The 10,662-nt window shown below is 64.8% G+C and carries 9 protein-coding genes; 1 reads left to right on the plus strand and 8 read right to left on the minus strand.

Features of this window, described 5'->3' with window-relative positions:
- Positions 1 to 38 precede the first annotated feature (38 nt).
- From WBR68_RS27270 to WBR68_RS27300, 7 genes are all read right to left on the minus strand, one after another.
- Complete coding sequence (locus tag WBR68_RS27270) at positions 39 to 1,646, minus strand: carboxyl transferase domain-containing protein (protein ID WP_050448850.1); 1,608 nt, start codon at positions 1,644 to 1,646, stop codon at positions 39 to 41.
- Between the two features lie 310 nt (positions 1,647 to 1,956).
- Positions 1,957 to 3,138 carry an acetyl-CoA C-acetyltransferase gene (locus WBR68_RS27275; protein WP_050448851.1) on the minus strand — a complete coding sequence of 394 codons (1,182 nt, stop codon included), beginning with the start codon at positions 3,136 to 3,138 and terminating at the stop codon, positions 1,957 to 1,959.
- A gap of 2 nt (positions 3,139 to 3,140) precedes the next feature.
- Positions 3,141 to 5,072 (minus strand): bifunctional isocitrate dehydrogenase kinase/phosphatase, encoded by a 1,932-nt coding sequence (gene aceK, locus WBR68_RS27280; RefSeq protein WP_230695779.1) that lies wholly within the window; start codon positions 5,070 to 5,072, stop codon positions 3,141 to 3,143.
- A 22-nt stretch (positions 5,073 to 5,094) separates the two neighbouring features.
- Entirely contained in the window at positions 5,095 to 6,273 is a 1,179-nt protein-coding gene (locus tag WBR68_RS27285) for an isovaleryl-CoA dehydrogenase (RefSeq protein ID WP_127183101.1), read from the minus strand.
- A 199-nt stretch (positions 6,274 to 6,472) separates the two neighbouring features.
- Positions 6,473 to 7,564 carry a hypothetical protein gene (locus tag WBR68_RS27290; protein ID WP_050448854.1) on the minus strand — a complete coding sequence of 364 codons (1,092 nt, stop codon included), beginning with the start codon at positions 7,562 to 7,564 and terminating at the stop codon, positions 6,473 to 6,475.
- A 302-nt stretch (positions 7,565 to 7,866) separates the two neighbouring features.
- Positions 7,867 to 8,199, minus strand: a complete 333-nt coding sequence (locus tag WBR68_RS27295) for a YnfA family protein (RefSeq protein WP_083447503.1) — start codon at positions 8,197 to 8,199, stop codon at positions 7,867 to 7,869.
- 10 nt (positions 8,200 to 8,209) lie between these two features.
- On the minus strand, positions 8,210 to 8,590 hold the full coding sequence (locus tag WBR68_RS27300) for a MerR family transcriptional regulator (protein ID WP_050448855.1): 381 nt from the start codon (positions 8,588 to 8,590) through the stop codon (positions 8,210 to 8,212).
- A 73-nt stretch (positions 8,591 to 8,663) separates the two neighbouring features.
- On the opposite strand from WBR68_RS27300, the gene WBR68_RS27305 reads away from it, so the two are divergent.
- Positions 8,664 to 9,731 carry an MBL fold metallo-hydrolase gene (locus tag WBR68_RS27305; protein WP_050448856.1) on the plus strand — a complete coding sequence of 356 codons (1,068 nt, stop codon included), beginning with the start codon at positions 8,664 to 8,666 and terminating at the stop codon, positions 9,729 to 9,731.
- Between the two features lie 81 nt (positions 9,732 to 9,812).
- On the opposite strand, the gene WBR68_RS27310 is transcribed toward WBR68_RS27305, so the two are convergent.
- The gene (locus WBR68_RS27310; RefSeq protein ID WP_127183103.1) at positions 9,813 to 10,439 is read right to left on the minus strand and encodes a LysE family translocator; all 627 of its coding nucleotides are present in this window, start codon (positions 10,437 to 10,439) and stop codon (positions 9,813 to 9,815) included.
- Between the last annotated feature and the right edge of the window lie 223 nt (positions 10,440 to 10,662).

The raw sequence follows: 10,662 nt of genomic DNA on the forward strand, positions 1-10,662 counted from the left end.
TCTTCTTGAACTGCGGGCACGAATAGCGCGATGGCGCTCTACATGCGGAAGACGCCGAACTTGGTGTCTTCGATGGGGGCGTTCAATGCGGCGGACAAGGCCAGACCCAGCACGCGGCGCGTGTCGGCGGGCGCAATGATGCCGTCGTCCCACAAGCGCGCGGTGGCGTAGTACGGGTGGCCTTCGTGTTCGTATTGATCGCGAATGGGCGCCTTGAACGCGGCTTCTTCTTCCGCCGTCCATTGGCCGCCGCGCGCTTCAATGCCATCGCGCTTGACGGTAGCCAGAACGCTTGCGGCCTGCTCGCCGCCCATCACCGAGATGCGAGCGTTGGGCCACATGAACAGCATGCGCGGCGAATAGGCGCGGCCGCACATGCCGTAGTTGCCGGCGCCGAACGAACCGCCGATCAGCACGGTGAACTTGGGCACGGCGGCGGTGGCCACGGCGGTCACCATCTTGGCGCCATGGCGCGCGATGCCTTCGTTTTCGTACTTGCGGCCGACCATGAAGCCGGTGATGTTCTGCAGGAACACCAGCGGAATCTTGCGCTGCGCGCACAGCTCGATAAAGTGCGCGCCCTTTTGCGCCGATTCGGAAAACAGGATGCCGTTGTTGGCCACGATGCCCACGGGCATGCCCTGGATGTGCGCAAAGCCCGTGACCAGCGTGGGGCCGAAGCGGGCCTTGAATTCATCGAACTCAGACCCGTCCACGATGCGCGCAATGACTTCGCGTACGTCGTAGGGTTTGCGGGTGTCGGCGGGAATGATGCCGTTCAGTTCGTTGGGGTCGTAGCGCGGTTCGCGCGGGGCAATGGTGGCCAGTTGCGCGGGTTTCTTGCGGTTCAGGCGGGCAACGGCGTTGCGCGCCAGTTGCAGCGCGTGCATGTCGTTGGCGGCCAGGTGGTCCACCACGCCGGACAGGCGCGTGTGCACGTCGCCGCCGCCCAGGTCTTCGGCGCTGACTTCTTCGCCCGTGGCGGCCTTCACCAGCGGCGGGCCGCCCAGAAAGATGGTGCCCTGGTTTTTCACGATGATGGATTCATCGCTCATGGCGGGCACATACGCGCCGCCCGCGGTGCAGGAACCCATCACCACGGCGATCTGCGAAATGCCTTGCGCCGACATCTGCGCCTGGTTGTAGAAGATGCGGCCGAAGTGTTCGCGGTCGGGGAACACTTCGTCTTGCTGCGGCAGGTTAGCGCCGCCCGAATCCACCAGGTAGACGCAGGGCAGGTGGTTTTGCGCGGCGATCTCTTGCGCGCGCAGGTGCTTCTTGACGGTCATCGGATAGTACGTGCCGCCCTTGACGGTGGCGTCGTTGCAGACGATGACGCATTCGGTGCCGGACACGCGGCCGATGCCGGTGATGACGCCCGCGCCGGGCGCGTCGCCGTCGTACATATCGTGTGCCGCCATGGGCGACAGTTCCAGGAACGGGGTGCCCGGATCGATCAGGTTTTCAACGCGGTCGCGAGGCAGCAGCTTGCCGCGTGCCACATGCTTGGCGCGCGCGGCTTCGCTGCCGCCCAGCGCGGTCTGCGCCAGCTTCTGATTCAGATCATCCAGCTGCGCCTGCATGGCACGCGCATTGTCGGTGAAATCTTGCGACCGCGGATTGATGCGGGATTCGATGATGGGCATGGGGTACCACCCGTCCTGCGAAATGAGGATTTGAAGGCGTAGGATGGGTGTAGCGCGAGAGACCAGAGGCAAGAACGCCAAGGTCTCAACGCGCGCAACCCATCAAACAGACGTTAAGTTGTGGCAGAAGATGAAAAGAACTGCGGTGTAGCGATGATGGGGGGGGGGGCCATCTTTTTTGGCGTAGGTCGTCCGAGAAATTTGATGCTGCTTGATGGGTTGCGCGCGTTGAGGCTTTTGGGTTTTTGCCATCGGTCTCTCGCGCTTCACCCATCCTACGAATTGGGCGGGACGTTGTCCCGCCCAATCCTTACACCATCTCGATGGCCATGGCCACGGCTTCGCCGCCGCCGATGCACAGCGTGGCGACGCCGCGCTTGCCGCCGGTCTTGCGCAGCGCGCCGACCAGCGTGGCCATCAGGCGGGCGCCCGATGCGCCGATGGGGTGGCCCAGGGCGGTGGCGCCGCCGTGCACGTTGACCTTGTCGTGCGGCAGCTTGAAGTCGTTCATGGCGGCCATGGTGACCACCGCGAAGGCTTCATTGATTTCGTACAGGTCCACGTCCTCGGCCTTCCAGCCGGTCTTGGTGAACAGGTTCTTCAGCGCGCCGACGGGGGCGGTGGTGAACCAGCCCGGCTCTTGCGAGTGCTGGCTGTGCGCCACGATGCGGGCCAGCGGCTTCACGCCAAGCTTCTCGGCGGTGGACGCGCGCATCAACACCATGGCGGCGGCGCCGTCGGAAATCGACGACGAGTTGGCGGCGGTGATGGTGCCGTCTTTCTTGAAGGCGGGCTTGAGCGTCGGGATCTTTTCCGGCATGGCCTTGGTGGGGGCTTCGTCGGTGTCGATCACGGTGTCGCCCTTGCGGCCGGCCACGGTGACGGGGGCGATTTCCCACTTGAAGCTGCCATCTTCCGTGGCGGCGCGGGCGCGACGCAGCGATTCCAGCGAGAACTCGTCCTGCTGTTCGCGCGTGAATTCATATTTGGCGGCGCAGTCCTCGGCGAACACGCCCATGGCCTTGCCCTTGTCGTAGGCGTCTTCCAGGCCGTCCAGCGCCATGTGGTCATACACGGTGTTGTGGCCGAAGCGGTAACCCTGGCGCGCCTTCAACAGCAGGTACGGCGCGTTGCTCATGCTTTCCTGGCCACCGGCCACCACCACTTCGGCGCTGCCGGCCGCCAGCAGGTCGTGGCCGAACATGGCCGCCTTCAGGCCCGAACCGCAGACTTTGTGGATGGTGGTGCAAGCCACGCCCAGCGGCAGGCCGGCGCCAAGAGCAGCCTGGCGCGCGGGCGCTTGGCCCTGGCCGGCTTGAAGCACGTTGCCCATGATGACTTCGTCGACTTGTTCCGGCTTGATGCCGGCGCGTTCGATGGCGGCCTTGATGGCCACCGAGCCCAGCTCATGCGCGGCCAGGCCGGACAAGCTGCCCAGCATGCCGCCCATGGGCGTGCGGGCGATGGAAACGATAACGATGGGATCTGACATGACTAGCTCCTGTGAGGATCGGGACAGCGTCTGGGTGTCGGCACTGCGTGGTCGCCCGAAGGGCGTGCCGGACGCAGGCGTCTGTCTGTATCGTAAGGGAAAAATTCTTCAATCCGGCCCTGCGCCACCTGGGCGCGGCAGGCCTGCCACCAGTCCGGTTCCAGCAAGTCGGCATGGTGACGCATGAAGGCGCCGCGCACGCGCGGGTCGCCTAGCAGGAAGCGGCCGAATTCTTCGGGGAATACGTCGTTCGGTCCGATGGCGTACCAGGGTTCGGAGGCCATTTCCGCTTCTTCGTTCGGGGCCGGCGGGATGCGCCGGAAATTCATTTCGGTCATGCGCTGGATTTCGTCGTAGTCGTAAAAGACGACCCGGCCCAGACGCGTTACGCCGAAGTTCTTGTAAAGCATGTCGCCAGGGAAGATATTGGCGGCGGCCAACTGGCGGATGGCGTCGCCGTATTCGCGCACGGCGGGGTCCAGCAAGGCGTCGGAGGCCTGGCGCAGATAGATGTTCAATGGCGTCATCCGCCGTTCGATGTAGACGTGGCGGATGACGACTGTGTCACTGGTTTCTTCGATCAGGCTGGGCACCAGGCGGCGTAGTTCGTCCAGCAGGGCGGGCGCGAAGCGGCTGCGCGGCAGCGCCACCTGTGAATATTCCCAGGTGTCGGCCATGCGGCCCACGCGGTCGTGCAGCTTCACCATCTGGTACTTGCGGCGCACGGTGGCGTGGTCCATGCCGTCTTTGTCGATGCGGTCCTTGATGAGCTTGAACACATAGGGGTAGGACGGCAGCGTGAACACGCACATCACCATGCCCTTGATGCCGGGCGCGATGTCGAAGGCGTCGCGCGAATGGGCCAGGTGATGCAGGAAGTCGCGGTAGAACAGCGTCTTGCCCTGCTTTTGCAGGCCGATCATGGTGTAGAGCTCGGCCTTGGGCTTGCGCGGCAGCAGCGTCGCCAGGAAGTTGACGACGGCGGCGGGCGTTTCCATGTCCACCAGGAAATACGCGCGCGTGAAGCTGAACAGCGTGCTCAGGTCGTCGGCGCCCAGCAGCAGCGCGTCCAGCGTGACCTGCCCGGCCGGGTTGCGCGTGAGCGCCACGGCAAAGGGGTAGACGGTGGTCTGGTTGATCAGGCGGCCGACGATGTAGGCGCCCTTGTTGCGAAAGAACAGCGAGCCCAGCGCGTGGACCTGGCAGTCGCTGGCGATGCGCCGGCCCACGTGGCGCGGCAGCAGCGCGCGCAATTGCGCAACCGCCGCGCGCGCCAGCATGCGGGTATCGCGCGGCAGGTCTTCAAAGGGTAGTGCCAGGCCGAAGTCGGCCACCATGCGGATCAGGCTTTTTTCCAGGCCGTCTGTGGCCGGGTAGTACACCCGGTACGACGGCATGCTGCTGTCCAGATAGTCGGTGGCGACGGCGGGCCGCACGAAGAGGAAATCGTTGTGGAAATAGTCGCGGTGCAGCAGCCGGCAGGTGACCGAATTGAAGAAGGTCTCGGCGCATTCGGGCTGCTTGTGTGCGCCCAGCAGGCCCACGAATTCCTGTTTGATCTGTTGCCAGTAGGCAGTCTGGGCGTCGGTCAGGGCGGGTACGGCCGCGCCATTGCCATTGCCGCGGCCACTGCCGTTGCCGCTGTGGCTGGGAAGGTCGTCCAGCGCGCCTTCGGGCCGGCCACGCAGCACGCTTTCCAACTGCGTGGCGCATTCGCGCACGCGCATGTCGTAGTACTCGATACGTTCGCGCGACAGGTGCTGGATGCCGTGCCAGTCGCCGGATTCAAACAGCGCCTTGGCCCGCTGCGCGCTGTAGCGAAACAGGGCGTAGTGGCGGTCAAAGCCGGCCAGGATGATCCGCGCTACGTCCAGCGGCGAAGGCCCCGGTACGGGGGCCTGCTCGATGTGCTGGACGTCGGACATGCGGATCATGGTGGGATGCTCGGCCGAAAGATCAGGCGGTTTCCTGGAACAGTTCGCGGCCGATCAGCATGCGGCGGATTTCGCTGGTGCCGGCGCCGATTTCGTAGAGCTTGGCGTCGCGCCACAGGCGGCCCACCGGGTATTCGTTGATGTAGCCGTTGCCGCCCAGGATCTGCACGCCCTCGCCCGCCATCCAGGTGGCCTTTTCGGCCGTGTACAGGATCAGCGCGGCGCAGTCCTTGCGCACCTGGCGCACGTGTTCGGCGCCCAGCTTGTCCAGGTTCTTGCCCACCTGGTAGCAGAACGCGCGGCTGGCTTGCAAGGTGGTGTACAGGTCGGCGACCTTGCCCTGGATCAGCTGGAATTCGCCGATGGCCTGGCCGAACTGCTTGCGGTCGTGGATGTAGGGCACTACCACGTCCATCACTGCTTGCATGATGCCCAGCGGGCCGCCGGACAGCACGGCGCGTTCGTAGTCCAGGCCGCTCATCAGCACGCGCACGCCGCCGTTAACCTGGCCCAGCACGTTTTCTTCGGGAATTTCGCAGTCCTGGAACACGAGTTCGCCCGTGTGGCTGCCGCGCATGCCCAGTTTGTCCAGCTTTTGCGCCACCGAAAAGCCCTTGAAGCCTTTTTCAACCAGGAAGGCGGTGATGCCGCGCTGGTGGGCCTCGGGGTCAGTCTTGGCGTAGACCACCAGCGTGTCGGCGTCGGGGCCGTTGGTGATCCACATCTTGGTGCCGTTCAGCACGTAGCGGTCGCCCTTCTTGTCGGCGCGCAGCTTCATGCTGACCACGTCCGAGCCGGCGCCGGGTTCGCTCATGGCCAGCGCGCCCACGTGTTCGCCGGAAATGAGCTTGGGCAGGTACTTGGCTTTTTGCGCCGCGGTGCCGTTGCGGTTGATCTGGTTCACGCACAGATTGGAGTGCGCACCATACGACAGGCCCACCGAGGCGCTGGCGCGCGAGATTTCTTCCATCACCACCATATGAGCCAGGTAGCCCATGTTGGCGCCGCCGTATTCCTCGTCGGCCGTCATGCCCAACACACCGAGTTCACCGAATTTGCGCCAGAGATCCATGGGGAACTGGTCGCTGCGGTCTACCTCGGCCGCGCGCGGCGCGATCTCGGCTTGTGCAAAATTGCGCACGGCGTCGCGCAGCATGTCCAGGTCTTCGCCCAGGTCGAAGTTCAGGCCGGGTAGGTTCATCGATGTCTCCGTGATAGTGGGTGCTTACATTCTTGTGGGCGCCTTGGGGCTGGCGCCGCGCCGCCATCGTGTGGCTCATCATGCGCCGATCACGCATCGCTACGCAATGATGCACCGCAAATATTACGTTTACGTAAACGTAAATTGGAGTCGGGTTATCCCTAGGAAATGGCGCACGGGCGCGCGCCGTCCAGCCAGATCAGGGTTTGATCGCCGCTACCGTGGCGCGCCTGTGCGGCTTGTGGGGCACGCCGCGATCGTCCACGGGCAGGTCCATGACGCGATACCGCATGACCGCCAGCGACTTCGGATTGGTGATGCGCGCCATGTGGGCGCATTGCGCGCACCAGTGGCCCGCGCGGATGGACGCGAACGGCGCGTGCCAATCGTGCCCGCGATGGCACAGCCAGTGCATTTTCTTGGTGGTGTTCTGGTAGACGGACGTCAGGCATTCGCCGCCCCGTTCTCGCGCCGCCTGATGCGCGGCTTCGATACCCAAGCGCTTGTGCAGGTTGGCGCACACGCCGCACCAACTGCCCAACATGATCTTGCCGCCGGTGGTAAGCCATTCATGACCATCGGCGCAACGGAAACGGTAGCGTACCCCCAGCCCGCTATAGGCGTCCGCCAGGCAGGCGCCGCCGCGCTCGGCCGCTTTGCGCTGCAAGCGCTCCAGGCCGTCGGGGTGCCGATAGCCTTCCACCTTGCGCAGCCGCGCGCATTCCGGGCACCAGGTGCGCCGCAATACATCCACGCCCGCCGCCTCCCATTCGTGGCCGGCGCCGCAGCGGAATTGGAAGGTTCGCTGGCCACGGGGGCTGGCGGTGTCCAGGCACTGACCGCCCCGCAAGGCCGCCGTTTGATGGATGCGCAGCAGGAGGTCGTCGCGCCTGCGCCGGTAGCCCGCGTTCCGGCCGCAGACGGCGCAGCCCACGCGTTGCAACGCCTTGTTGCCCTTGCGGTTCCAGGCGTGGCCCGCCTCGCAATGGAAGCGATGAGGTTTGTCCCAGCCCAGCCAGTGCGTTTCCAGGCAGGTCACCCCGTTTTGCTGGGATAGTTCGATCAGGCGCGCAAAGTTGGACGCGGCGGCGCATACGGGGCATCGGATCTCAAGCGCGCGGCCGAAGGTTTGCAGCGTCCGTTGGAACAGATGTCCTTCACGGCATTGAAAGCGATACGTTGCTGACAAGCCGCGCCAATCGGTGTCCAGGCATTGGAAACCCGCGGCGTCGGCGCCGGCGCGCAGCCGTGGCTGACGGTCAAGAATGGGGTGATGACGACTCTTGTGCATGAGGAATCCTGTTGCCAAAGACACCGCCATGACTGCCGTGCGCGAGAGATGCCGAACACCGCTTGGGAAATTTGACAGGTGCAGGCAAGGGGCACGACTTGCTCCGGACAATCGCAGCCGCGACGGCCTGGATGGCGATGGCCGATCTTGCCTTCCCGTTGGGCGCAAAGATATTGGATAAGTCTTATTTTTGGGCGGAACTATCCGATCCGCCGACCCCAATGATTGCGCTGCCGGCATGCCGGCATATTGCGCGCCGGGGGGAACACCGCGCCGCGGGGCGCCTTACCGAGCCGCCGTCCTCAGCCGCCACGCGGCCCGAACATGATCACCAGCATGCCGGCCAGGCACAGGCCCACGCCGAGCCAGTCGCTCAGGCTGGGACGCACGCCGTCAACGGCCCACAGCCACATCAGCGCCATGCCGATGTACACGCCGCCATACGCGGCATAGACCCGTCCCGACGCGGCGGGGTGCAGCGTCAACAGCCAGGCGAACAGGGCCAGGCTGGCCGCGGCGGGCGCCAGCAGCCAGATGGAATGGCCCTTGCGCAGCCATAGGTAGGGCAGATAGCAGCCGATGATTTCGGCCAACGCCGTCAGGACGAACAGCGCCAGGGTTTGCAGCATGGCCATGCGTTGGCCTTTACGGCTTTTTCGCGAGCAGCGCGCGGCACTCGCGTTCTTGCTGGGCGATCTCCTGCAGCGTGTCTTCGATGTCGCGGCGCTGTTGCTCCAGCGTGGCGCGATGCTGTTCCAGTACGCTCAGGTACTGGCGCAATTGCACCTCGGTGTCGCCCGGACTGTCGTACATATCGATCAGCGTCAGGATTTCAGACAGCTGCAACCCCAGGCGTTTGCCGCGCAGCGCCAGCTTCAAGCGCGTGCGATCGCGCGGGCCGAAGATGCGGTTGCGGCCCTCGCGCGCCGGGCTGACGATTCCCTGGTCTTCGTAGAAGCGGATCGTGCGGGGCGTAACGTCGAACTCGCGGGCGAGTTCAGAGATGGTCCAGGTTGACGAGGGCATGCGACGTGTGGCAGTTTACGTAAACGTAAATTATGATGACTTGACGTGAACGTCAAGCGTGGAGCGCGAGGCAATGAACCCCAACGAACAGAAACTGCAGTACCCCTGGGCAGACCTTCAGCCCGAAGCCGGCCGTGCCCAAGTGGTGGCCGACGGCGTCAAGTGGATCCGGATGCCGCTGCCGTTCGCGCTGGATCATATCAACCTCTGGCTGCTGCGCGACAACATCGACGGCCAGGACGGCTGGACCATCGTTGACTGTGGCATCTCGCGCGACGAAGTGAAGTCGCTGTGGGAAGACGTTTTCAAGAACGAGCTGGAAGGCCTGCCCGTGCTGCGTGTGCTGGTCACGCACATGCACCCCGACCACATCGGCCTGGCCCATTGGCTGTGCGAACGCTGGAACGCGCGGTTGTGGATGACGATGACGGACTTCATGGTGGCGTCGTTGTGGTCGTCGCGCCGCAACGATGCGGGCGCCGGACCCGGTGGCCAGTCGGCGGTGGAGCACTTCGCCCGCCATGGCTTGACCGACCCCGACGCGCAAGAGCAGATCCGCCAGCGCGCCAACTACTTCCCGAACCTGGTGCCTGCCGTACCCGCGCGCTACACGCGCATCATGCACGGTGACCAGGTCCGCATTGGCGGCCACGACTGGCGCGTCATCGTGGGCTATGGCCATGCCCCCGAGCATGCGTCGCTGTTTTCGCCCGACCTTAACGTGCTGATCTCTGGCGACATGGTGTTGCCGCGCATCTCCACCAATGTCAGCGTGTTCGACTACGAACCCGACGCCAACCCCCTGCCCCTGTACCTGCGGTCGCTGGACGGCTACGCTGGCCTGCCGCGCGACACGCTGGTGCTGCCGTCGCACGGCCGTCCGTTCAAGGGCCTGCATGAGCGCATCGCGCAGCAGCACGAGCACCACCGGGACCGCCTGGCCGAAGTGCTGGAGGCGTGCGCGGTGCAGCCGCAGTCAACGTCCGACATCGTGCCCGTGCTGTTCAAGCGCAAGCTCGACTTGCACCAACTGACCTTCGCCATGGGCGAGGCGCTGGCGCATCTGCATGCGCTTTATTACGAAGGCAAGCTCAAGCGCGCGACCGGCGCGGACGGCATTGTGCGGTTCACGGCGGCCTGAGCGGCAAGCAAGTCGCGGCAAGTAAGATGTGGCAGGCAATACGCGGCAAGCAAGACGGGTTCCGGGCGGAACCCGTCAGCGTCAGCGCGTGGCGGTAGCCAGCCTGACGGCCAGGCCCACGAACACCAGGGCGGCGATGCGGTTGAGCCAGCGCTTTGCCGTCACCGAGCGTTGCAGCAGTTCGCCAAAGGCGCCGGAAAAGAAGGCGATGGCGCCGAATACCAACAGCGTCGACACGATGAACACGGCGCCCAACTGCATGACCTGCAAGCCCACCGGACCCAGCGCCGGCGTGGTGAATTGCGGCAGAAAGGCAAAGAAGAACAGCAGCACCTTGGGGTTGGTCAGGTTCATGACGATGCCGCGCCGGTACAGCGCGCCGGGTTTCAACGGTTCGGGCGCTTTGCCGGCATCGGACTCCACCGGCGCTCGCAGGATCTGCCAGGCAAGGTAGGTCAGGTATGCCGCGCCCGCCAGCTTCAACGCCGTGAACGCCATGGGCGACGCGGCGAACACGGCGGCAAGGCCCAGCGCCACGGCAGCTGTGTGACCTAGCAGCCCGGTGCACAGCCCCAGCACCACCAGCATGCCCGCCTTGCGACCCCAGATGGCCGATTGCATCAGCACGAACACATTGTCCGGCCCCGGCGTCAGCGCGAGCAGGACGGCAATGCCGAAAAATGCGGTCAGGGTGTCGATGGGCAGCATGGGTGTGGCCTGGTTGGGGGTGGGCGCCGGTCAGCCGGAGAATGGCATCATAAGGGCAAAACCACATCGTTCAGCCCCGGGCACGGGACACAAAGGACACAGAGACACGCCATGACGACACACGCCGCGCAAAGCCAGCAAGTCCCCGAGATTCTATGGTTTGGGTCAACCCATAACCGGCCGCAATTTCCCAGGATCGAAGGACTGACCAGTGCGCCAGACC

The organism is Achromobacter sp. JD-1 (assembly GCF_038594925.1).
Classification (GTDB): Bacteria; Pseudomonadota; Gammaproteobacteria; order Burkholderiales; family Burkholderiaceae_B; genus Achromobacter; species Achromobacter spanius_C.

Bases quoted from the DNA above. Each gene is read 5' to 3' on its own strand.
- WBR68_RS27295 (WP_083447503.1), bottom strand. From the start codon at position 8,199: ATGGCCATGCTGCAAACCCTGGCGCTGTTCGTCCTGACGGCGTTGGCC.
- WBR68_RS27310 (WP_127183103.1), bottom strand. From the start codon at position 10,439: ATGCTGCCCATCGACACCCTGACCGCATTTTTCGGCATTGCCGTCCTG.
- WBR68_RS27275 (WP_050448851.1), bottom strand. From the start codon at position 3,138: ATGTCAGATCCCATCGTTATCGTTTCCATCGCCCGCACGCCCATGGGC.
- aceK (WP_230695779.1), bottom strand. From the start codon at position 5,072: ATGATCCGCATGTCCGACGTCCAGCACATCGAGCAGGCCCCCGTACCG.
- WBR68_RS27305 (WP_050448856.1), top strand. From the start codon at position 8,664: ATGAACCCCAACGAACAGAAACTGCAGTACCCCTGGGCAGACCTTCAG.
- WBR68_RS27270 (WP_050448850.1), bottom strand. From the start codon at position 1,646: ATGCCCATCATCGAATCCCGCATCAATCCGCGGTCGCAAGATTTCACC.
- WBR68_RS27300 (WP_050448855.1), bottom strand. From the start codon at position 8,590: ATGCCCTCGTCAACCTGGACCATCTCTGAACTCGCCCGCGAGTTCGAC.
- WBR68_RS27285 (WP_127183101.1), bottom strand. From the start codon at position 6,273: ATGAACCTACCCGGCCTGAACTTCGACCTGGGCGAAGACCTGGACATG.
- WBR68_RS27290 (WP_050448854.1), bottom strand. From the start codon at position 7,564: ATGCACAAGAGTCGTCATCACCCCATTCTTGACCGTCAGCCACGGCTG.